This is a genomic window from Enterobacter cloacae complex sp. IR53030, from assembly GCF_049238365.1.
Classification (GTDB): Bacteria; Pseudomonadota; Gammaproteobacteria; order Enterobacterales; family Enterobacteriaceae; genus Enterobacter; species Enterobacter kobei.
On sequence record NZ_JBMKHA010000002.1, the window covers coordinates 56,997 to 78,644 of the forward strand.

At 56.3% G+C, this 21,648-nt stretch carries 18 protein-coding genes; 12 read left to right on the forward strand and 6 right to left on the reverse strand.

All coding sequences use genetic code 11. The annotated features are described in order from the left end of the window. The first annotated feature begins 9 nt into the window (after positions 1-9). The 6 genes from ACOTXR_RS02125 to ACOTXR_RS02150 all read left to right on the forward strand — a co-directional run bounded on the left by ACOTXR_RS02125 (position 10) and on the right by ACOTXR_RS02150 (position 5,412). Positions 10-1,023 carry an ABC transporter ATP-binding protein gene (locus ACOTXR_RS02125; RefSeq protein ID WP_058689916.1) on the forward strand — a complete coding sequence of 338 codons (1,014 nt, stop codon included), beginning with the start codon at positions 10-12 and terminating at the stop codon, positions 1,021-1,023. A gap of 1 nt (position 1,024) precedes the next feature. After that, the gene (locus ACOTXR_RS02130) at positions 1,025-1,969 is read left to right on the forward strand and encodes an ABC transporter permease (protein ID WP_058689917.1); all 945 of its coding nucleotides are present in this window, start codon (positions 1,025-1,027) and stop codon (positions 1,967-1,969) included. Then, positions 1,959-2,765: an ABC transporter permease gene (locus tag ACOTXR_RS02135; protein WP_045282151.1), complete on the forward strand. Its 807-nt coding sequence runs from the start codon at positions 1,959-1,961 to the stop codon at positions 2,763-2,765. Before ACOTXR_RS02130 ends, ACOTXR_RS02135 begins: the two co-directional genes overlap by 11 nt. 24 nt (positions 2,766-2,789) lie before the next feature. Then, on the forward strand, positions 2,790-4,214 hold the full coding sequence (gene patD, locus ACOTXR_RS02140) for an aminobutyraldehyde dehydrogenase (protein WP_047625853.1): 1,425 nt from the start codon (positions 2,790-2,792) through the stop codon (positions 4,212-4,214). Between the two features lie 182 nt (positions 4,215-4,396). After that, entirely contained in the window at positions 4,397-4,570 is a 174-nt protein-coding gene (locus tag ACOTXR_RS02145; RefSeq protein WP_014883956.1) for a GhoT/OrtT family toxin, read from the forward strand. Positions 4,571-4,656: 86 nt separating this feature from the next. Continuing rightward, positions 4,657-5,412 carry an alpha/beta fold hydrolase gene (locus ACOTXR_RS02150; RefSeq protein ID WP_058689918.1) on the forward strand — a complete coding sequence of 252 codons (756 nt, stop codon included), beginning with the start codon at positions 4,657-4,659 and terminating at the stop codon, positions 5,410-5,412. 124 nt (positions 5,413-5,536) lie between these two features. Here ACOTXR_RS02150 and ACOTXR_RS02155 read toward each other — a convergent pair whose 3' ends face one another. Genes ACOTXR_RS02155 through ACOTXR_RS02165 form a run of 3 tightly spaced genes read right to left on the reverse strand, consistent with a single transcriptional unit; the run spans position 5,537 to position 12,028 of the window. After that, the gene (locus tag ACOTXR_RS02155; RefSeq protein ID WP_222834548.1) at positions 5,537-7,711 is read right to left on the reverse strand and encodes a virulence factor SrfC family protein; all 2,175 of its coding nucleotides are present in this window, start codon (positions 7,709-7,711) and stop codon (positions 5,537-5,539) included. Beyond that, positions 7,708-10,689, reverse strand: a complete 2,982-nt coding sequence (locus ACOTXR_RS02160) for a virulence factor SrfB (protein WP_222834547.1) — start codon at positions 10,687-10,689, stop codon at positions 7,708-7,710. The genes ACOTXR_RS02155 and ACOTXR_RS02160 overlap by 4 nt, the downstream gene beginning before the upstream one ends. 4 nt (positions 10,690-10,693) lie before the next feature. Next, positions 10,694-12,028, reverse strand: coding sequence for an SrfA family protein (locus ACOTXR_RS02165; RefSeq protein WP_058689921.1), 1,335 nt, complete (start codon positions 12,026-12,028; stop codon positions 10,694-10,696). Positions 12,029-12,312: 284 nt separating this feature from the next. Here ACOTXR_RS02165 and ACOTXR_RS02170 point away from each other — a divergent pair, with 284 nt between their 5' ends. Both ACOTXR_RS02170 and ACOTXR_RS02175 read left to right on the forward strand, forming a co-directional pair. After that, the gene (locus ACOTXR_RS02170; protein ID WP_058689922.1) at positions 12,313-13,911 is read left to right on the forward strand and encodes an ABC transporter substrate-binding protein; all 1,599 of its coding nucleotides are present in this window, start codon (positions 12,313-12,315) and stop codon (positions 13,909-13,911) included. Between the two features lie 101 nt (positions 13,912-14,012). Next, positions 14,013-14,246, forward strand: a complete 234-nt coding sequence (locus ACOTXR_RS02175; RefSeq protein ID WP_058689923.1) for a YdcY family protein — start codon at positions 14,013-14,015, stop codon at positions 14,244-14,246. 2 nt (positions 14,247-14,248) lie between these two features. On the opposite strand, the gene ACOTXR_RS02180 is transcribed toward ACOTXR_RS02175, so the two are convergent. Both ACOTXR_RS02180 and ACOTXR_RS02185 read right to left on the reverse strand, forming a co-directional pair. After that, entirely contained in the window at positions 14,249-14,698 is a 450-nt protein-coding gene (locus ACOTXR_RS02180; RefSeq protein WP_023335868.1) for a DMT family transporter, read from the reverse strand. Next, entirely contained in the window at positions 14,695-15,213 is a 519-nt protein-coding gene (locus ACOTXR_RS02185) for a GNAT family N-acetyltransferase (protein ID WP_045268203.1), read from the reverse strand. Before ACOTXR_RS02185 ends, ACOTXR_RS02180 begins: the two co-directional genes overlap by 4 nt. A 148-nt stretch (positions 15,214-15,361) precedes the next feature. Here ACOTXR_RS02185 and ACOTXR_RS02190 point away from each other — a divergent pair, with 148 nt between their 5' ends. The 3 genes from ACOTXR_RS02190 (at position 15,362) to ACOTXR_RS02200 (ending at position 18,077) form a co-directional block, all read left to right on the forward strand. Beyond that, a complete protein-coding gene (locus ACOTXR_RS02190; protein ID WP_014883947.1) occupies positions 15,362-15,937 on the forward strand; it encodes a helix-turn-helix domain-containing protein in 576 nt (191 codons plus the stop codon). A 63-nt stretch (positions 15,938-16,000) separates the two neighbouring features. After that, positions 16,001-17,041: an NADP-dependent oxidoreductase gene (locus tag ACOTXR_RS02195; protein WP_032636359.1), complete on the forward strand. Its 1,041-nt coding sequence runs from the start codon at positions 16,001-16,003 to the stop codon at positions 17,039-17,041. Positions 17,042-17,366: 325 nt separating this feature from the next. Beyond that, positions 17,367-18,077: a GntR family transcriptional regulator gene (locus ACOTXR_RS02200; protein WP_421766992.1), complete on the forward strand. Its 711-nt coding sequence runs from the start codon at positions 17,367-17,369 to the stop codon at positions 18,075-18,077. A gap of 120 nt (positions 18,078-18,197) precedes the next feature. Here the strand turns inward: ACOTXR_RS02200 and pqqU are convergent, their stop codons facing one another. Next, on the reverse strand, positions 18,198-20,312 hold the full coding sequence (gene pqqU, locus ACOTXR_RS02205; RefSeq protein ID WP_058689924.1) for a TonB-dependent receptor PqqU: 2,115 nt from the start codon (positions 20,310-20,312) through the stop codon (positions 18,198-18,200). A 243-nt stretch (positions 20,313-20,555) separates the two neighbouring features. On the opposite strand from pqqU, the gene ACOTXR_RS02210 reads away from it, so the two are divergent. Then, positions 20,556-21,617 carry a YncE family protein gene (locus ACOTXR_RS02210; protein ID WP_200923897.1) on the forward strand — a complete coding sequence of 354 codons (1,062 nt, stop codon included), beginning with the start codon at positions 20,556-20,558 and terminating at the stop codon, positions 21,615-21,617. The last annotated feature ends 31 nt before the right edge of the window (positions 21,618-21,648 follow it).

The following is a 21,648-nucleotide window of genomic DNA, read 5'->3' on the forward strand; positions in this document are numbered from 1 at the left end:
GAGCAGATCATGACGTACGCAGTAGAATTTAACAATGTTTCCCGGCTGTATGGCGACGTGCGGGCGGTGGACGGGGTGACCATTGCCATTCGCGACGGGGAGTTTTTCTCCATGCTGGGGCCTTCGGGCTCCGGCAAAACTACCTGCCTGCGCCTGATAGCGGGTTTTGAACAGCTGTCAGGCGGCACGATTTCTATTTTCGGCAAAGAGGCGAGCGCGCTACCGCCATGGGAGCGGGATGTAAATACCGTCTTTCAGGATTATGCGCTATTCCCGCATATGTCGATCCTCGATAATGTCGCCTACGGGCTGATGGTGAAAGGCGTCGACAAGAAGAAACGCCATGCCCAGGCGCGTGATGCCCTGGAAAAAGTAGGGCTGAGCTTTGCCATCGCCCGCAAACCTTCGCAACTTTCCGGCGGCCAGCGCCAGCGTGTCGCCATCGCCCGGGCGCTGGTCAATGAACCGCGCGTCCTGCTGCTGGACGAACCGCTGGGCGCGCTCGATCTCAAACTGCGCGAACAGATGCAATTCGAGCTGAAGAAACTTCAGCAGGAACTCGGCATTACCTTTATTTTCGTCACCCACGATCAGGGCGAAGCGCTCTCCATGTCGGACCGGGTGGCGGTATTCAATAACGGACGCATCGAGCAGGTGGATACCCCGCGCGATCTCTATATGCGTCCGCGCACGCCGTTTGTCGCCGGTTTTGTGGGCACGTCCAACGTCTTTAATGCAGCGCTTGCGCAGAAAATTTGCGGCATGGAAGGTATCTATTCCCTGCGCCCGGAACATATTCGCCTGAACGAGGGCGGTGAGGTTCAGGTTCAGGGTATCGTGCAGGCCGTTCAGTATCAGGGAGCCGCCACGCGCCTGGAACTGAAGCTTGCCGAGGGGGCCAAACTGCTGGTCAGCCAGGCCAACCTCAGCGATGTCTCGCTGCTGAGCGGCATTGCGCCGGGGCAGGCGGTGATGGCCTCGTGGTCACGCGAGGCGATGATTCGCCTGCATGAGGAAAGGTGAAATGGATATGAGTGTCGCTCATCCTCCCGCACCGCACGGCCGCTTGAGCCGCATGACGGCACTGTTCTGGCGTAAGCCGTCGCTCGGCCTGTTCCTGCTGCTGCTTGCCCCGCTGATGTGGTTTGGCATCGTCTATTTCGGATCGTTGCTGACCCTGCTGTGGCAGGGATTTTACACCTTTGACGACTTCACCATGGCGGTCACGCCGGACCTGACGCTGGCGAATATTCAGGCGCTCTTCAATCCGGCAAACTACGACATCATCCTGCGCACCTTAACGATGGCGATCGCGGTCACTTTGGCCAGCGCCATTCTGGCATTCCCGATGGCCTGGTATATGGCGCGTTACACCCGCGGCAAGTGGAAAGCGTTCTTCTATATCGCCGTGATGCTGCCGATGTGGGCGAGCTACATTGTCAAAGCCTACGCCTGGACGTTGCTGCTGGCGAAGGATGGTGTAGCGCAATGGTTTCTCAGTCATATGGGGCTGGAACCGATCCTCACCTCACTTCTTACGCTCCCGGCGATAGGCGGTAACACGTTATCCACCTCCGGGCTGGGGCGCTTTCTGGTCTTTGTCTATATCTGGCTGCCGTTTATGATCCTGCCCGTGCAGGCCGCGCTGGAACGTCTGCCAGCGTCGTTACTGCAGGCTTCAGCCGACCTCGGCGCGCGCCCCCGCCAGACCTTTAGCTATGTTGTATTGCCGCTGGCGATCCCGGGAATTGCCGCGGGTTCGATATTTACCTTTTCCCTGACGCTGGGGGATTTCATCGTCCCGCAGCTGGTGGGGCCGCCGGGCTATTTCATCGGTAACATGGTCTACGCTCAGCAGGGCGCTATCGGCAATATGCCCATGGCGGCTGCGTTTACGCTGGTTCCCATTGTGCTGATTTCGCTTTATCTGGCGTTCGTGAAACGTCTGGGAGCATTCGATGCACTCTGAACGCGCACCGTTGTTCCTGAAAGTGGCGGCATGGGGAGGCGTCATCTTCCTGCACTTCCCGCTGCTGATTATCGCGATCTACGCCTTTAACACTGAAGATGCTGCCTTCAGCTTCCCGCCGCAGGGGCTGACGTTCAAGTGGTTTAGCGTGGCGGCGGGGCGTGGCGATATCATTGAATCCGTGACGTTGTCACTTCAGATTGCCGCGCTCTCCACCGCCATTGCCCTGGTGCTTGGCACGCTTGCTGCAGCGGCACTGTGGCGAAGCGACTTTTTTGGCAAAAACGCCATTTCACTGTTGCTGCTGTTGCCCATTGCCTTACCGGGAATCATTACCGGTCTGGCGCTGCTGACCGCATTTAAAACGATCAACCTTGAACCGGGTTTTTTCACCATCGTTGTCGGGCACGCCACATTCTGCGTGGTGGTGGTGTTCAACAACGTCATTGCCCGGTTCAGACGCACCTCCTGGAGTCTGGTGGAGGCGTCAATGGATCTCGGGGCCGACGGGTGGCAAACCTTCCGCTATGTGGTGTTGCCCAATCTGGGTTCAGCACTTCTGGCGGGCGGAATGCTGGCCTTTGCCCTGTCGTTTGACGAAATCATCGTCACAACCTTTACGGCGGGACACGAGCGCACGTTACCGCTGTGGTTGCTCAATCAGCTCGGCCGTCCTCGCGACGTGCCGGTCACCAACGTTGTTGCACTGTTGGTCATGCTGGTGACAACTTTCCCCATTCTGGGTGCCTGGTGGCTAACCCGCGATGGCGAGAACATCGCCGGCAGCGGGAAATAACATTGATTTGAACAGGACAATGCTATGCAAACACATCTGCTGATAAAGGGTGAACTGGTCGCCGGACAAGGCGAAAAGCAGCCGGTATACAACCCGGCCACCGGAGAAGTACTGCTGGAGATTGCTGAAGCCTCTGTCGCGCAAGTTGACGCGGCTGTTCAGGCCGCCGATGGGGCTTTTATCGACTGGGGGCAGACCACGCCCAAAGCGCGTGCGGAATGTCTGCTGAAACTGGCTGACGCCATTGAGGCGCAGGGTGAAGAATTTGCCAGGCTTGAATCGCTCAACTGCGGGAAGCCGCTCCACTGTGCTCTGGGGGATGAAATTCCGGCGGTGGTCGACGTGTTTCGTTTCTTCGCCGGGGCGGCCCGCTGCCTGAACGGTCTGGCCGCAGGTGAATACCTTGAGGGGCACACCTCGATGATCCGCCGTGATCCGGTGGGGGTAGTTGCATCGATTGCGCCGTGGAACTACCCGCTGATGATGGCAGCATGGAAGCTGGCACCCGCGCTGGCTGCCGGTAACTGCGTGGTGATAAAACCCTCTGAAATCACGCCGCTGACGGCGTTAAAACTGGGAGAACTGGCGAAAGATATCTTCCCGGCAGGCGTTGTGAACGTGTTATTTGGTCGCGGTAAGACGGTTGGCGATCCGCTCACAGGGCATGACAAAGTCCGCATGGTGTCGCTGACCGGTTCAATTGCCACCGGCGAGCATATCATCGGCCATACGGCGTCCTCCATTAAGCGCACCCACATGGAGCTGGGCGGTAAGGCTCCGGTGATCGTTTTTGATGATGCTGACCTGGACGCGGTTGTCGAAGGGGTGCGAACGTTTGGTTTCTACAATGCCGGGCAGGACTGTACGGCGGCCTGCCGCATTTATGCCCAGAAAGGCATATATCCTGCGCTGGTTGAAAAGCTGGGTGCTGCGGTCGCCAGCCTCAAAATGGGGGCGCCGGAAGATGCCGCTACTGAACTGGGGCCGCTCAGCTCGGCCGCTCACCTTTCACGCGTCTGTCAGGCTGTCGATCAGGCGAAAGCGCTCGGTCATATCAGCGTTGTGACGGGCGGAAGCAAAAAGGAGGGGGCTGGCTACTACTTCCAGCCGACCCTGCTGGCGGGGGCAAAACAGGACGATGCCATTGTTCAGCGCGAAGTGTTTGGGCCGGTGGTGAGCGTCACTGAATTTGACGATGAAGCGCAGGTGCTGGCCTGGGCGAATGATTCACAGTATGGCCTGGCGTCATCGGTCTGGACCAAAGACGTGGGCCGTGCTCATCGTCTGAGTGCGCGGTTGCAGTACGGCTGTACCTGGGTGAATACCCACTTTATGCTGGTGAGCGAAATGCCGCACGGCGGCATGAAGTTATCCGGCTACGGCAAAGATATGTCGGTGTACGGGCTTGAGGATTATACGGTCGTCCGGCATGTGATGATCAAACACTAAGCCATCCTGCCTGGCCGCTTGCGCGGCCGGGCATTCTCCTTCTTCGCCCTGCGTGTTAAGCAAGCTACTCCATTGTTATTAGCCATAATGTTTAAGTGGTTATTCTGTAACGAAAAAACTTGATCTGTATCAACATATGACGCATATTGCGTGCGGTTATTTTTTCGGCTCTGGTATACAGAATGACGTTGTATCAAAAGATGTTGGTTTTTTACGCAGTGATGGCTTCCATCTGTGCATTAATTACCTGGTTCCTTTCAAAAGATCGCAAACGCATCCGCCTGCTCAGCGCGTTTCTGGTGGGGTCGACCTGGCCGATGAGCTTCCCCGTTGCGCTCCTGATCTCGCTTTTCTGAAGCACGCTTCCACTTTTTCCAGATGAACATGGCATTCCTGATTCGATAACTGTATAAATACACAGTGCATCGTAAAAGGAGTGCTTATGAACAGTTTTTACTCGCAGCAGGCGGGTTGCACCGTGCGCTGGCATGATTTGCCCGGCTCAGGCGAGCCCGTGGTCTTCATCCACGGGCTGGGGTGTGCCTCTTCCTATGAATATCCCCGCGTTGTCCGTGACCTTAAGTTTGGCGCACGCCGGGCCATTCTCATTGATTTGCCCGGCAGCGGTTACAGTGATAAACCCGAGCACTACAGCTACCGCACGACTGACCAGGCCCGCGTGGTGGCAGAGCTGATTGACCACCTTGAATTGGATGCCTTCTGGTTATACGGCCACAGCATGGGCGGCAGTATCGCGATTGAAACGGCGGCAGTGCTGGGAACGCGTGTTAAAGGACTGATGGTGTCGGAACCTAATTTTCACGCGGGTGGTGGGATGTTCAGCCGCTCGATTGCGGCGCAAACCGAACAGCAGTTTCTGAAACAGGGTTATGACGCCATGCTCAGCGCAGAAACCTCAGCGTGGGCGGGGTGTCTGCAAAGCAATGCGCCGTATGCAGTCTGGCGCGGAGCAAAGAGCCTGGTTGAGGGGGTTGTGCCGGTATGGGAAACGCAATTCCTGTCGCTCACGTGCCCGGTGACGCTGATCTTCGGCGAACATTCTCTGCCTGACGACGATGTTGATAATCTGAAGCAGAAAGGCGTTGAGGTAAAAATTATCCCTGCGGCGGGGCATTCTATGTCGTGGGAAAATCCGTCAGCACTGGCTCAGACGTTAGCCGGGTGTATGACGGAGTGATGTGCGCAAAAGTTTCGCCCGGCGGCGCGACGCTTGCACGGGCCTACGATGAATTTTGCAAGGTATTGATATTATGGCGGAATGTAGGCCGGGTAAGCGCAGCGCCACCCGGCAAGAATGGCAACTACATGATTAAAGCCCGTAATGCCTGACGTGCGTCAGGTTGAATATCATGCGGATGCTGGTAATCAATGTTCTCTATCGCCCGGCTATAGAGGGCAACCAGCCAGTCGTAAACGTACGCGGTGGCCGCATGGACTGGCTGTTCCGCCAGACGCGTCAGACGTGGCGCGGCGCTGCTGACGACGGGCGTAACGAAGATAGCCTGTCCCTTGCGGATGCGGCTTGCCGGACGCTCTGCTGAAGGCGTTTGGTCATACCCCAGCCAGCCAACGAAATTGCCCATCACGGCGTGCAGTTGCGCGGCGCTGCTCTTATCCGCTTCAACAATACGCTGAAGCTGTTGCGCCAGATTAAGCCGGTAGCTGGTGACCACCAGAACATCCACGATTTGCTGTAATACTGCGGGTTCCAGACCGAGACGGGCGGCCGTGGCCTCATTACGGCTCCACTGATGCAGATGATTTATCCATACTCTGTGCGCCAGACGCGCCTTGTCCTTCGTCTGGAACTGACCAGCACTTTCCTGGGCGTTATCGGTAAACAGATCAATGGTATCCGTAAACAGCCCATTGACCTGCTCCTCGCGCGGTTGCTGGACGGCGAGCAGCGTTTCAAACGCTTTCATCGGCGGCATCAATCCTTCAAGAAGCTCGCCGTGACGGGCGGCACTGCTTTGCAGGGTGCGCACCATGTTTTCGGCCTGTGCGCGTCGGGTAGCCGGTTCCTCAACCAGCGGGGCGAGATAGCTGCGCATTAGCGCCGAAAGCTCCTGGCGAAGCAAGCTTTTCAGCGTTCCAAGGCGCTTCTGCCGCTGCGCAGGGAGCGTGGCCTGAGACAACCACTCAATGACGCGCTGCATGCTGTGGCTATCCAGCGCCTGCAGCGTGCCCCAGCGTAAACCCGGTTTACCGAGCAGATGCTGTACGGCTTCATCAAGATTCTGGCGGGTGGTAAAGCGGGCGTCATGCGGGGTAATCGCCCACACCAGCCCCGGCAGGGCAGACTCTTCAGCAGGCTGCGTCTCTTTGACCCAGTTCATTAACACTTTTGCTTTTTTGGCCGTCTGCTCGTGCTGCGCTGTCGCATTGCAGATAACCAGCACGTCAGGCTGTAGCTGCTGGCGGTAATGGTCGAGCAGCCACTGACATTTTGCCTGCGCTAACGGATCGGCACTGCTGTCTTCAAAGACCGGAATATCAATGATATCAACGTTATCCAGCGCACCACTCTCAACCGGCAGGACCAGCTCGCGGGTCAGGAAGGCCAGCACGTCAACCGGGAGGCTGATGGCGTTGAGCATGTCGCCGTTATTCAGCGGATGCAGCAGCGTCTCCTGTGCGTCCTGCTGGGTTAAGGTGCCATGCGTCAGGAACCCTTCACCCGGCAAGCCAAAGCTATCTACCAGCAGACTCAGCGGAGCAGCAAGCTCGCTGGCATGGCTGGTCTGATGCAGAACATGGGCGAGCTTCAGCCACTGTTGGGTGAATTCCTGTTGCTCACCCCACAGCAGCGACCAGACGCTTGCCCGGGTGCTGAGATCAAGTGAAGGCACCAGTTGGGCAAGCTCATACCACAGGGTATCATCAATTTGCTGTTTCGCAGCGGGTATTGTGCACTGCCAGAAGCGGGCGATGGCACCCACTTCCTGCGCCGTGATACCCGGTACGCCCTGCGGCTGACGCAGGCCACGCCATTTCTCAAGACGGGTCTCAATGACCGCCTTATCCACTGCGCGCATCTGCGGATGCAGCGTCGTGCGGGCAATAAACAGCTGTACCAGCTCGGCCTCGGTGATCAGACTCAGACGTAGCGGAAACGCCTCATCGACCACCTCCCGGTTTTCCCGGGTAAAGCGGATGGCCATGTTGGTCAGGGCATGACCCGGATTGATATGCGAAAAATAGTCAAAGGTGCGCTGGCCTGGCGTAACGTTTAGCCGTCCATTACCGCTGCCGCACAGCGACAGCAGCAGGTGTGCTTTTGCGCTCTGCGAATGACCGTAAAGTCCAATGCTGCTCTGGCGGGTCAGGGCACGTTCAATAGCCTGCTCTCGCGCCTGCGCCGCGTTGATGCGGGCAAGCAGGGCGTCAGCATCGTTGTCCAGCACAGGGGCATTCATGCGCGTCTCATTAATCCACCCGATTAACGCCTGAGTGGTGGTGGTCGTCGCTGTCATTTCAGGTATACGCTCCCGCTGTCGATCCAGTAGTGGCTACCGCTGTGTCGGCGATCGGCCAGAGTATTCAGTTTGAAGGTCAAGGCGTCAGGCGCTACCGGTGTGCCGTCCTGTAGCCAGGCATCGCTCAGTTCAAAGGACTCAGGACCTTCCTGCTTGCTGCCGCCGCAGAGCTTAAGCCGCACGTTCAGCACGCCGTCACCGGCAATCGCTTTCGCCAGTTCAGCCGAATTGATGCTGAGCGTATAAAGCGGCGTGGCAGGCCAGCGTGCGTTCGCCAGCTGGCGGAAGCCGAGGGTGACGTTGCCGCGTAGCGGGAAGTGCAGGCGTGCGTCGAGTTTTGCGCCCGGCTTATCGAGGTCGATATCCTGATACCAGACGTTTTCCTCACGCAGGGTATTAACGGTGTTATCCAGCACGCCGAGATAACGCACGGTAGAATACGCGCCAATGTCCGCGGCTTTAAAGTTGAAGCGCGGCAGACGCAGGTCGAGCGCCAGGCTGCACAGCATGGCACCCACGGCGGCGGTTGATTTAGGGTTACCAATGCGCCCCTGCTGACTGAACGGATACCACTCATGTACCTGGTATTTATCCAGCCAGACGATGCGATTGACCGGCACCGGCTGCAGGTGACGGATCAGCGCCTGAACGCCTGGCAGGCAGCCAGGGCGACCGGTAATCAGCAGAATATCGCAGCTGTAGTGGGAAATCGCTTCACAGACTGCGTGAAGCGGAGAGGTCAGCGTAAACTGACCGGCCAGCATCGCATCCTGCATCCCGCGGAAATTGACGTGCAGCGGTACGGCGAACAGGTCGAACGCTTCTGAGCCCGCAGGCAGGGCATGATCAATCGCCTGCTGCAGATAATTCATGACGTTGCGGGTTGGTTTCTGCGGCAGAAGATCGCCAAAGGTGGCATGCAGGCCAGCCAGCGGATCGTCAACGTCACTGGATTCCCACGCCGCAAGAATGGCGTGGCCAATCGGCATAAAGAGCTGTAGCGCCGTTTGCTGGCGCAGCACGGCCTGGGTATCAATACGCCCGGAGTCGCCGAACAGCGACGCCATGAGCAGCGAGGCGTCCGCAATCCCGGATTTCTGCAGCTGCGTTTGCAGGGCGGGCAGCACGTAGCGCTGAATCACGTCCAGAAGGGTATCATCGCCCGCCACTTTAAACCCTTCGCGGAACAGCAGCTGCGGCGTGATTTTGACGTTATTACCGGAGCCGTCATCCAGTTGATAATGGGTGATCGCCATATCCGTGGTGCCGCCACCGATGTCGATAGACGCGACGCGCAATGCGCGGCCGGGCTGCACACCCGGCTCAGGCTCACGATCCGTGCGGGCGAGGGAGGCAAAGAAGGCTTCCGTCTGGCCGCCAAAATGGGAGATCGCTTCGTTATACAGCCAGACCAGTTGACCACAGCTGGCCTCATCCCACTCCATCTGGATTTCAGGGACCGGCACCACGCTTTTTTCCTGCTGTTTGCGGGTGGCAAAATCCTCATCCTGCGGGTGCCAGCCCATCGCTTTCCAGACGATGGCGATGGCTTCGAACATGCGGCGACGGAAAATCTCGCGCTCCTGCTTTGGCATTGCCGAGGGCAGGGTCAGGATCAGGGTGCGCAGCTGGCGTGGCGAGGCAGGGAAGCCCAGACGCAGGCGGGTGGCGACGCTGTTGATCTGACCCAGCGCCTGCGCCAGCAGCTCGCACAGCATATGCGTCATCAGGGTGCTGCGGCTGTACTGAGGCGAGAAGACCGGCAGTCGCTCGTCCTGCGGTAACGTAAACAGCGGTTCACCGTCATCGTTCATCAGGTTCATCAGCGGGAACGCCGTGGCAAGCGGCTCACGCTGGGTTTTGCCGTTCATCTGACTAAAGCGCCAGTCCTGCACCACCGGTGTTTCATCCCACAAATAGCGACGCGGGCTGGAGATGCCGCTGTTCCCTTCGGTTCCCAGACGCTGCATCGCCAGCTTGCGGGCTTCATCACCCACGCGAACGATCGACGGCCAGACAAACGCATCTTCGCGGCCACTTTCAACCGAGAAGTGCTGTTTGCCAAAGCGTGCTTCGGAGAACTCGAGACGGCTGGTAAACAGAGGCTCATTGAGGAATTGCGGCTCGCTCAATGAACGAACCTGTAACTCGGCGGTCTGCCGCAGTCCATCGTTCGCATCGCCGTGGTCTTCAATAATGACGCCGCAGGTGTGAGTGTTACCGACGTCGAGGATCAGGTCGACCGGAATCGCTGGCGTACTGAGGGTATGGGTAACAAATTTCACTTCCGGCACGGTGAGCTGTTCACCGAGCATGGTCAGCAGGTTAAGCCAGTGGGCCTGATATTCAAAGCTGCGCATCGCCTGATTCAGGTCACGTTCAGAACGATTTTCAACGCCGTCAGCATACTGGGTAAATGCTTCACGCAGCCAGCCGTCAATCCAGGTCTGGTCGAGGAAGCTTTCAACCTCGCTATCGCGCCAGGACAGCGCGAAACGGGTGCCGTTCAGAATATCGTTTTCAACCGGCGATAGCGCGGAGGTGGCATGTTCCGCAATCTGGCTGTCGAGGGCGAGGGTCACGCGGTGCGTATTGCCTGCGGTGTCGGGGGTGTCGAGCTTGCGGACCTGCACGCGGGCCCAGTTATCCGGCCCCTCCACAAAGGTGCGCGGCGGGTTGAAACGCAGGAACGGGACGGGAAGCCAGACGCCGTCCAGCACCGCAAGGGACTGCTGCAGCGGGATAGTCGCTTCCGGTTTAACCACTTCAGGCTGGCCGCCGTGCGTTCCCGGCACGGTATAGCGCCCGTTAACCAGATCGAAATCGAGGCGTAGAAGAGGGCCGTTGGCGGTCTTACGTACGAAGCGCCCGTGGCTGGCGGTGTCCTGCGGCGTCAGCCCGAAATCGAGGAATTGCACGCCGCTGTTGGCAATAAGCGTAACGCTTTGTTTATAGTCGCAAAGATTTACCAGCATAGGATCAGGCACCTGCTTTCTTGAACGTCAGGGGGACGACGGTGTTGGCATCATAACGGGCGCGACATTCTGCGATATCGCTGGTGCCGGCTTTACAGGCGACTTCCGGCATCGGGTAGCGGGAACCGTCGGTACAGCGGGCCGTGCCGCGACTCTTGATCATCAGCTCACCATTGCTGTGTAGCCCGGAGAAGATCTCCGCGCGGCAGACAATATTGTCGCCATGGACTATGCGGGCGAAACCTTTATTGTTCTGGATTTGATAGCGCATTGACGGTGGCTTGCCGGTGACCGGGTCTTTCACGTCGAGAATCGCGCGCCAGGTACCGTTCAGGAAGCGTGTCGATCCGGCTTTCACCTGACCGGCCTCCATCACCATGGCATCTTTCGGGATCGCGACAATCACCACGGGAGCGGGTTCAGGCTCTTTTTCTTTGCTCGCCACCACCTCAGCCTGATGCAGGGGTAAATTCATCGCCAGTGGCTCAACGGCTTTGATCGGTTTTGGGGCGATAGCCACGGGCTCAGGGACCGGCGCAGGCGCGGGCTCTGCAGAAGGGGCCGGTTTTGGCCACATCAGCGGGGCGGCAATAGCGGCAACGATCACCGCCGCGACCGGCAGCGTCCAAAGGGGAACGCGACGCTTCTTCGTGATGACGACAGGTGCGGGTTCAGGCGCAGGTTGCGCAACAACCGGTGCGGGCTCGGGCGCATACAGGTCTTCCGGCGTAATCCGTATCGCGGCGACCGGGGCAATCAGCGGCTCGTCAGCTTTTTCAAAGGTGATGGCCGGTTCGGGCACCCGCTCGGGCTCGGGCTCAGGATCTTCAATCACAACAGGGGCGGGCTCAGGGATCAGCGATTCACGCAGGCAGTCGAGGACATCGTCACGCGCATTTTCATTCAGGTTTACAAAACCCCAGAAGCACAGGATCGGTTTTCCGTCGACGAGAAAAACGAAATTTTCCCCAGGGAACTGAAATGCTTTCGACAGCAGCGAGCCGAAGAGCTGTTGCGCTGTTTTCGGCGACTGAAGGCATTTCTTGCTTAACGACTCTACGCTCGCAAGGGTGTTTTCCAGATAGCGCAGGGCGCGATAGCGGTCGTTCTCATCAGCCGCTTTCCAGCTGGTGACGTTTCCCTCCACCGGGGAGTACCAGTCCACGCGGTCGCCGCTGTCGTTGACCTGCGGAATCGCCAGACAGTCAACGATAGCCTGTTGTTTGCGCAACCGGAGCGCTTCCCGGATTTGTAACGCTGATTCAAAAACGGCTTGTCCGCCGCCGCCAACGGCCTGAAAATCATCCAGATTACCGCTGCGTAAAAGAGTTTTTGCCACGATTTGATCCCATATACTTCTTCACGCCATTACTTTAACGAAACGAGGAAGCAAACAAACGGAGGAAGAGACGCTAAAAGCGACGATTTCTTGTGGCATAGATCGTAACGGTTGTGCTTGACGAATAACGTCACTTAAGGCAAATCAGCTTTTTCGGAGGCTGATTGCAAAACCAGCAAAAAACGCGGCTTTAGAATAACCTGATAGTGTTTCGTTATTTGCCAGGTAATAACGGCTGTGCTGTTATTACTGTCCTATATAATAAAACTGTCAGGGTTATAACCATGTCTACAGGGAAAACACTGCTCGCCCTTGCGCTGAGCGCGCTTTTACCAGCCGGTGCCGCGTGGGCGGCAAATAACGACACCTTAATTTACTGTTCTGAAGCATCACCCGAGTCGTTCAACCCGCAAATCGCCAGTTCCGGCCCCTCTTTTGTTGCCAGTTCTCAGGTACTGTACAACCGCCTGATCAATTTCGACCCGGTGAAAAACACGCCGGTACCGTCGCTGGCGGAATCCTGGACGATTTCACCGGACGGTAAGACCTATACCTTTACCCTGCGCAAAGGGGTGAAGTTCAACAGCAACAAATACTTCAAGCCGACCCGCGACTTTAACGCCGATGACGTTATTTTCTCGGTTATGCGTCAGAAAGACCCTAAGCATCTTTACCACAACGTGTCCCAGGGTAACTATGAATACTTTAACGACGTGGGTCTTGATAAGCTGATTCAGGACGTCAAAAAGGTCGACGATTACCACGTTCAGTTCACCCTGAGTGAACCCAACGCCGCGTTCCTGGCCGACTGGGGGATGGATTTTGCCTCGATTCTCTCCGCAGAATACGCCGATGCGATGCTGAAAAAAGGTACGCCTGAAAACGTGGACACCTGGCCGATCGGTACCGGTCCTTATGTGCTGCAGCAGTACAAAGTGGATTCACTGATCCGCTACGTCGCTAATCCGAACTACTGGGATGGCGAGGTGCCGACCAAACATCTGATCTTCTCCATCACGCCAAATGTGGAGACGCGTCTGGCGAAACTGCAGACCAACGAATGTCAGATTATACCCGCGCCGTCTCCGGTGCAGTTTGAGGTGATTAAGAAGAACAAAGACCTGACGCTGCACTCGGTTGATGCGCTGAACGTCGGCTATCTGGCGTTTAACACCGAGAAAAAACCATTTGATAACGTGCTGGTGCGCCAGGCGCTGAACTACGCGACCGACAAAAAGGCTATCGTTAACGCGGTCTTTATGGGGTCGGGGACGGTGGCAAAATCGCCGATCCCACCCAATATGATGGGCTTTAATAACGATATGAAGGACTACAGCTACGATCCAGAAAAAGCGAAAGCGCTGCTGAAGCAGGCGGGGCTGGAGAAGGGGGCGGAAGTCACGCTGTGGTCAATGCCGGTTCAGCGTCCGTATAACCCAAACTCGCGTCGCATTGCGGAGATGATCCAGAGCGACTGGGCGAAGGTGGGCGTGAAGGCAAAAATCGTCTCTTACGAGTGGGGCGAATATCTCTCCGGAATGCGTAAAGGCGAACATGATTCCGCACTGTTTGGCTGGATGTCCGATAACGGCGACCCGGACAACTTTGCCGATGTGCTGCTGGGCTGCAACAGCATTAAAACCGGGTCAAATGCCGCACGCTGGTGCGATAAAGATTATGATTCCCTGGTACAAAAAGCGAAGCTGACCAGCAATCCGGCTGAGCGTGCGAAGCTCTATGGCCAGGCGCAGGAGATTTTCTACCAGCAGGCGCCGTGGATCGCACTGGCAAACGGCAAAACGTTCTATGCGACCCGCAGCAACGTGACCGGGTACAGCGTGAGCCTGATGGGCAGTGATTTTTCAAAAGCGAAGCTGAACTAAGCATTTTATTGCCGGGTGGCGGCTACGCCTTACCCGGCCTACATATTGCACCCGTAGGCCCGGTAAGCGTAGCGCCACCGGGCACATGAGGAGAAGTGACAATGTCACATTTAAACGAAGTGATCGCCCGCGTGGATGCCGCCATCGACGAGAGCGTGATTGCCCATATGAACGAACTGCTGATTCAACTGAGCGATGATGCAGAGCTCACCCGGGAAGATCGCTATACCCAGCAGCAGTGTCTGCGTACCGCGATTTCGCATCACGGTAAGCAGCATAAAGAAGAAATGGACGCGCGGCAGGAACAGCTGACCAAAGGCGGCACGATTCTGTAGCCTCAAAACTGGCGTCGTGCGACCAGCCAGGCCCCGACAACCAGCATCACCGCACCGCACACCGGGCCGATCAGCGCGCGGAGTGGAACGCCATGGCTTCTCAGAACGTCCATCACCAGCCCACCGATTAGCTGGCTGGCCACCAGTACGGCGATGGTGGTCGCCGCGCCAACGTTCTGATATCCGCTGATACTGGCAAATACGAAAAACGACCCCAGCAGTCCCGGAATAAGCGTCCACCAGCGCACCGTTGCGGCCAGCTCGCTAAACCCGGCGACGCCCTGTTTCAGCAGCAGAATGCTGACAAACAGCACGATGCCGACCAGCGAGTTGAGCAGCATCGCGATCAGAATGGTGGAGGAGGACTGGGTGATGCGCACCATTAAGGTATTCTGCACCACCAGACCGATTCCCGCCGCCACCAGAAATGCCAGCGTCAGTGATTGATTCATGGAATAGCGTCCGGGTCGCTGCGCTCGTCAAGCTGCAGCTGCATAAAGATTAAGTCCAGCCACCGGCCAAATTTGGTTCCCACCTGCGGCATTTGTCCGGTAGTCACGAAACCGAGGGTTTCATGAAGGTGAATGGAGGCCTGATTTTGCGCTTCAATACCGGCCACCATAACATGTTTACCGAGGGTGCGGGCCTCGTTAATCAGCGCTTTCATCAACGTGCGGCCAATCCCCTTGCCCTGATGATCCGGATGGACATAGACCGAATGTTCTACCGTATGGCGGAAACCATCAAAGGCTCGCCAGTCACCGAAAGAGGCGTATCCGGTAATAACACCGTTTTCCTCGCTCACCAGAACCGGATAGCCTGCAAGTGTACGAGCCTCAAACCACGCGATACGGTTATCGGTGTCGACGGTTTTATCGTTCCAGATCGCGGCAGTGTGCAGCACCGCGTGGTTATAGATCTCTCCTATCGCAGCGCAGTCTTCTTTGCAGGCATGACGAACGATCATGATGTTCCCTCTGTGTGTTGTTCACTATAGTATTACGTTGTAAATACGATATTACACAACTGCATCGTCAGGGCGCTACGCCAGGAGCCCTATTTTTTTGTTATCAGAACCCCATTGAAATGCCTTTCATACACTATAGTATGACGTCATGAACACAATAACAGACACAATGAATCAACGAATTAGTGCAAGAATTCGTCTTGAACGCGAGTCCCGCGGATGGTCCCTGAGCGAGCTGGCTGACCGGGCAGGGGTCTCGCGCGCGATGATCCACAAAATTGAGCGGGGAGACAGCAGCCCGACAGCGACTCTTCTTGCCCGCCTGTCCGGCGCGTTTGGCATCAGCATGTCCACGCTGATTGCACGCGCGGAGATGCAGGAAGGTAAACTCCTGCGCCTTGCCAATCAGCCTGTCTGGCGCGACCCGCAAACGCACTATCTCCGCCGTCATGTTTCTCCCCGTACCGATCTGCCCATCGACCTTGTTCAGGTAGAACTGCCTGCCGGGAGCGATGTGCCGATGCCCGCATCGTCTTACGCGCTGGCTCGTCAGCTCATCTGGCTGCAGTCCGGCGAGCTGGTGTTTCAGGAAGGCGACACACGCCACGAGATGCAGGCCGGTGATTGTCTTGAACTTGGGCCGCCAAATGACTGCCGTTTCATCAACGAAACGAATGAAAGCTGTGTCTATCTGGTTGTACGGCTTAACCAGTCGGGCTCGTAAAGGAAGCGATAACGCCGTTCATGAGCCAGGCTGTAATGACATTTGTAGCAGAAGGAGATCCTGATGAATCACGCTGTTTCGCAAAATCGCCGCTGGGTGCTGGCTTCTCGTCCACAGGGCGCGCCGGTCGCGGAAAATTTTCGTCTGGAAACACAACCTGTTCCCGCGCCCGTTGAGGGGCAGCTGTTGCTTCGTACCGTCTGGCTGTCGCTGGATCCGTATATGCGGGGTCGCATGAGCGATGCGCCATCCTATTCCCCTCCGGTAGAGGTGGGTGCCGTGATGGTCGGGGGAACGGTCAGCCGCGTTGAGCAGTCAAACCATCCCGATTTCAAACCCGGTGAATGGGTGCTGGGCTACAGCGGCTGGCAGGAATATGAACTTTCGGACGGCAGCGGCCTGGTCAAGCTGGGCGACAATCCGTCTCATCCTTCCTGGTCGCTGGGTATTCTGGGTATGCCTGGTTTTACCGCCTATATGGGGTTACTGGATATCGGACAACCGAAAGCGGGTGAAACGCTGGTGGTCGCTGCGGCGACAGGTCCGGTTGGCGCCACCGTTGGGCAGATTGGCAAAATCAAAGGTTGCCGGGTAGTGGGCGTTGCCGGTGGGGCAGAAAAGTGCCGTCATGCCGTTGATGTTCTTGGGTTTGATCAGTGTCTCGATCACCACGCGGCGGATTTTGCTGACCAGCTGAAGCACGCCTGCCCGAAAGGGATTGATGTCTATTATGAAAACGTCGGGGGGAAAGTCTTTGACGCCGTACTGCCGCTACTGAATACCTCTGCGCGCGTGCCGGTTTGCGGCCTGGTGAGTGGCTACAATGCGACGGGCTTGCCTGAAGGACCGGATCGCTTGCCGCTGCTGATGGGCACCATTCTGAAGAAACGTATTCGGATGCAGGGGTTCATTATCGCTCAGGACTATGGCCACCACATTAAGGCGTTCCAGGACGAGATGGGGCGCTGGGTGCAGGAAGGTAAAATTCACTATCGTGAACAGGTCACGGATGGGCTGGAGAACGCGCCCGAGGCGCTGATTGGCCTGCTCGAAGGTCGAAATTTCGGCAAAGTCGTGATTCGCGTCGCGGGTGACAATAAATAAAAAGCATGATGGCGGGGTTTCCCGCCATATTTATTTGTGAAGATTCGATATATTGTCTTTAATTAACGGACATGGTTTTTCGCGCCATCATCCCGGATGCGCCCGAAGCCGATAAAAAATCACAGTTTGCTTTTTTTGCTGTTTTTACGTACTTCCCACCACCAAGCATGACGATACAGGATATATCGAAGCAGCGTCGTTTTATTAAACCGACGCTTAAAAATAGCATTAAGTTTTAGCTACAGGAATTGAACATGCTTGATTTGGATCACTTAGGGAGGGTGCGAATAAGTACCCTCCGCAACGAAAATGAAACTTTTAGTCAATTAAATTCAATCACTTACATAGGCGTTTTTTTGCGTTTGGTGACTTATTCGCACCTTCCTTAGAAAAAGCCCAAAGGATCAGTCTTACCATGCAAGTTGAACTCAGTTTGAAAGGAGCATTAATTACAGGCTCCCTCAAACCTGGCGCACGGCTGATTACGAAAGAGATTGCCGATAAATTGGGAACCAGTATTACGCCGGTCCGCGAAGCGCTGCTGCGTCTGGTGTCGGCAGGGGCGTTACACGCTACGCCCGCGCAGGCCTTTCTGGTGCCAGAGGTCACGCTGGATCGTTATAACGAAATTAACGCCATTCGCAAACAGCTTGAGCCCATGGCAGTCGCCGCAGCCTGTCAGAATATGTCTGAGCAAAAGCTGGAGACGTTGCGCAAATTGTCGGACGTATTTCATGAGGCCATGCGCAACGGGAACGTCCAGCAGGCGCTCCATGCGAATCGTGTCTTCCGGTTTACGCTTTATCAGTATGCCGAAATGCCGACGCTGAATGCGTTGATTGAACAGCTATGGGTGCGCATCGGCCCGTGTATTAACTATCTTCACCGTGAGCTTGATGACATCAAAGTGTCGACTTATCACTATGACGAGCTGCTTTCAGCCCTTGAGAGAAGAGATGTTGATGCCAGCCAGAAGGCGATTGATAAGTTGATTGATGAAGCGAATACGCTTTTACAGCGACAATATTTTAACTAAGAGATTATTTAGCAGAGCGACTATATCCCGCACCTAATTATTTATCTGGTGAATAACTCCTGATGGCTTATTGCCATCAGGAGCATTATTTCATTTATAAAATAAACTTTACTTTTTTTCTCACTCGAAGCGATAAGAGACCGACAGACCAACACCGTAGTTACGGCCAGGTGCGGGCTCGTAATAACGCCCGTTCGATTCGTTAACAATAACGGAGCCGACATACTCTTTGTCGAACAGGTTATCTACGCGACCAAAGACGTCCATCCCCCAGTTGCCATAGTTAAATTTATACCCGGTATTGAGCCCAACCACCGTGTACGACGGCGCTTTCGCCGTGTTTTCGTCATCAGCCATGATGTCGCTCATATAGCGCACGTCAGAACCCGCGTACCAGCCTTCTTCTGGCTGCCAGCCAAACGACGCGAAGCCCATATTGCGGGCAATGCCCGGCATACGGTTGCCATTACAGTCGGCATCGCCGCAGACGTTGGTGCGGTAGGTGGCGTCCAGGTACGTCCACGCCATTTTCAGTTTCCAGTTCTCAGCAAACTGCTGATCGAGAGAGACTTCTACCCCCTGACGGCGGGTTTTCCCGGCATTTTTATAGCTTGTACGACCGCCAGCGCTGGCATCTACCACGATCTCATCATCTGTGTCTGTGCGGAACAGCGCTGCCGTCAGCAGACCATTACCGATGCGGGTTTTGCTGCCCACTTCATAGGTGTTGTTCGTGGAAGGTTTCAGGCCGATGTTCAGGCCGCCCTGATTATCGGCGCGATAAGAAAGTTCGTTGATGGTCGGCGTTTCGAATCCACGTCCTGCGGCCGCATAGAGGTTCCACGCGTCCGTCACCGCATATTTCACCGAGCCTGCCGGGAGCCATTTGTGATAGCTCGCGTCACCGCTGTCATCGCCGTTCCCAGGCGTAACGTAGTGGTCGTTGGAATCGAACCAGACCGAGCTGTAACGCACGCCCGCGTCGACGGAAAGTTTCTGCGTTAACTGCCAGCTGGTTTGCAGATAAGGATCAACGTTCCACATCAGATTGCGTTCATCACGACGCTTATCGCCTTTAACGCCGTAATCCGGCACGCCGTTGTTCATCACGAAGTTTTCGTACCCGCGACGATCTTCGCTCATGTTTTCATAGTTCAGACCGGTGGTGAAGGTGACCGGCACCAGCAGCTCACCACGGTGCGTCCAGCGGGTATCAACGCCCTGATAGTGGCGCTGCATATCAATCACGCCGCCGGAGTGAGAAGGTCGCAGCTGCGGCTGATAAGGAATCGACTGATACTGCGTCATTTCACGCTCACCGGCATACATCATCACGCTCAGATCGTCCTGAGCGCTAAGCTGGCGGTCATAGCGCAGACCGGCCTGGGTCTGCTTGATGGTCTTGCGCGTGTTGTACTGATCGCCGCGCGGAGACTGACGTGGGTTGTTTTGCCACTCCTGATAGCTCAGCCCGCCCGGATCGTTGGCTTTCATGTCCACGCTGTTGAAAATCAGCGTCAGCTTGCTGGCGTCGTCAATGCGTACACCCAGTTTGGCGTTAGCCAGATTCTTCCGCGCGCCGCTGTGGTCGCGGAAGCCTTTGGTGGTGAAGCGGGTAGTCGAAACCGTGTAATCCACGTCTCCCGCATGCGTTCCGTCCCCCATGGCGCCGGTGGCTTTCATTCCATAGCGCCATGTACCGTAACTGCCGTAATAGCTGCTCGCCTCAAGGGTCGGTGGCTGCTGCCCGGTCTGGGTAGTCATGTTAATCACGCCGCCAGAGGCGTTACCGAACAGGGCAGAGAAGGGGCCACGCAGCACTTCAACGCTGTCAATGCTGGAGAGATCGATGTTAGACGTCTGGCCCTGTCCGTCCGGCATGGTGGCAGGGATACCGTCGACATACATGCGAATGCCGCGCACGCCAAACGTTGATCGGGCACCAAACCCACGCACTGAAAGCTGGAGATCCTGGGCATAGTTCTGCCGGTTCTGGATTTGCAGCCCGGGAACGCTGCCAAGCGATTCAGAGAGGTTAATGCGTGGCGTGGCATGACGCATATCATCGCCATTCACGACGCTGACCGCCGCCGGGGTATCAAGCTCTGATACGGTTTGCGGCGTGGCGCTGACGATCATGGTTTGTTCCTCTGCGCCGATCGCACTAAGCGGCACAAAAACAACGGGGACCAGCAGCAGCGGGAGAGATGCCTTACGGGCAGAAATGATTTTCATGAGTAAAACCGGTTGTGGTGTGTAAACGAACCAAATGGAACATGTCCATACATGTTAAAGGTTTTGTAAATGTTTTGAAAACTATAACCGCACATTGCGTTAATGAAAGGCGGGAAGGGAAAGAAAAACTCCACTTTTAACTCATTAATGATTACTATTCTCATTATCATAACGGCGACGCCATGACGTTGCCAGCCGGAAGCGATGTCAGCCGTACTCCCATTTTTCAAAAAAGGAATTGTTATGTCTTTACGCCATCTGTGCTCACCGCGACTGAGCACCTCTCTGCTGTCTGCCGCTTTACTGTTTGCCGGAACCTTCCAGGTGCATGCCGCCGAAGAGATGCTGCGTAAAGCAGTGGGTAAAGGTGCCTATGAAATGGCGGTCAGCCAGCAGGAGAATGCGCTGTGGGTTGCGACGTCGCAAAGCCGTAAAACTGACAAGGGTGGGATTATCTATCGTCTTGATCCTGCCACGCTGGAGGTCACGCAGGCCATTCATAGCGATCTCAAACCTTTTGGTGCAACCCTCGACGGCGCGACGCAAACCCTGTGGTTGGGTAACACGATCAACGGCGCGGTGACGGCCATTGATGCGAAAACGGGCGACGTGAAAGGGCGTCTGGTGCTCGATAGTCGCCAGCGCAGCGAAACGGTGAAACCGCTGCAGCCGCGACAGCTGGTGGCGGATGACGCGAGCAACACGATTTACATCACCGGGGTGGGCAAAGAGAGCGTGATTTGGGTGGTGGATGGCGCCACGCTGAAGCTGAAAGGAACCATCGCAAATACGGGTACCTACAGCACCGGGCTGGCACTTGATGCCAGGGCAAAACGCCTGTATACAACGAATGCGGACGGCGAGCTGGTCACCATTGATACCGCCACCAACACCATCCTCAGCCGCAAAAAAGTGCAGGACGACGGCAAAGAACACTTCTACCTGAATTTGAGCCTGGACACCGCCGGTCAGCGTGCCTTCCTGACCGACTCAAAACAACCGGAAGTGCTGGTGGTGAGCCTGAAAGACGGCAGCATGATGGAGAAAATTGCGGCGCCTGAATCACTGGCGGTTCTGTTTAACCCGGCTCGCAATGAAGCCTACGTGACGCACCGTGAAGCCGGTAAAGTGAGCGTGATTGACGCGAAGTCTTATAAGGTGACAAAAACCTTCGACACGCCTGTCTACCCGAACAGCCTGGCGCTGTCTGCCGATGGCAAAATCCTGTACGTGACGGTGAAACAAAAATCAACTCGCCAGCAGGAAGCCACTCAGCCTGACGATGTGATTCGTATTGCACTCTAATGTGGGAATTGCCCGGTGGCGCTGCGCTTAC